Origin of the sequence: Thalassotalea litorea (assembly GCF_043642205.1) — a bacterium.
Lineage (GTDB): Bacteria > Pseudomonadota > Gammaproteobacteria > Enterobacterales > Alteromonadaceae > Thalassotalea_A > Thalassotalea_A litorea.
The window spans coordinates 1-1,223 of record NZ_JBHZSG010000085.1; the positions used below are offsets into that span (position 1 = coordinate 1).

1 protein-coding gene is annotated in these 1,223 nt (G+C 43.6%); it reads right to left on the reverse strand.

The features are described 5' to 3' along the window. A protein-coding gene (locus ACHUFQ_RS16945) for an IS3 family transposase (protein ID WP_394177030.1) occupies window positions 1–1,148 on the reverse strand; the annotation gives its coding sequence in 2 pieces (ribosomal slippage) (window positions 1–890 and window positions 890–1,148; 1,149 coding nt annotated over the 2 pieces). This gene is flagged as partial in the annotation. Window positions 1,149–1,223 lie beyond the last annotated feature (75 nt).

A 1,223-nucleotide genomic window follows, 5' to 3' on the forward strand; every position in this document is an offset into this window, starting at 1 on the left:
TGACTCGTTTGGCGACAAACCACCATTATGCTGATGTGGCCTAACCTGGCTGTAATAGCCGATTATATATTTCGTCACCTCTAACTTCGCTTCCTTGAAACTATGATAACCCGTTGTTGGTATCCATTCCGTTTTTAAACTTCTGAAGAAACGCTCCATCGGAGCATTATCCCAGCAATTACCACGGCGGCTCATGCTTTGTTTTATTTTAAAGCGCCATATCCTTTGCCTGAATTTGCGGCTGGTATAATGGCTTCCCTGATCACTATGAAACATGAGGTTTTCAGGACGTCCTCTTAACTCATAAGCCATCGTTAAAGCCTTCGTCGTTAACTCACTGTCTGGTGAATGAGACATGGCCCAACCAACAGGTTTTCGTGCGAACAGGTCGATAACCACCGCTAAGTAAGCCCAGCGACATCCTGTCCAGATGTAAGTAACATCACCGCACCAGACTTGATTTGGTTCGACAACATCAAACTGTCGCTCTAGTAAATTCGGTATTGCTACATGCTCTTTCGATGCTTTCTTATAAGCATGTTTAGGCAGTTGGCAACTGACTAACCCAAGCTTTTTCATGAGCTTACTGGCACGGTAACGACTTAACGTGATGCCACTTTCATCTTGAGTAACAATTTCGCTAATGGTTCTCGCACCAGCAGAGCCTCCGCTTAACTCGTGTGCTTCTTCTACTTTATTGAGCAGCGTCAGTTGCTCAATTGAAGGCGACTTATCTCGCCGTTGCCAATACTTATAACTGCTGCGATGAACACCAAAGACATCGCATAACACTTTCACTGGATATCGGCTTTTCTGGCTCTTATTGAGTTTTTCGATTATTTCGAATTGTTCAGTGAATCCGACATCAACAGAGCGGTAGCCTTTTTTAGAATTTCTTTCTCTAATTCAATGCGCTCTATCTTTTTCTCAAGCTCACGTATTTTAAGCTGCTCTGGCGTCATCGGTGTCGCTTTCGGGGTTTTACCCTGGCGCTCTTCTTTTAATTGCTTCACCCATTTACCAATGGTTGAATAACCCACATTCATCGCCTTGGCTGCTTCTTCATGGGTGTAACCATGATCGAGAACCAATTGGGCGGTTTCTAATCTTACTTCGGGGCTGAAATTCTTACGCGACTTCTTAGTCATTTAATTCACCTAATACTGCTATGAACGGATCATAACATCCTCTAATTAGGTGGCCAAAATTACTATGCCACTACA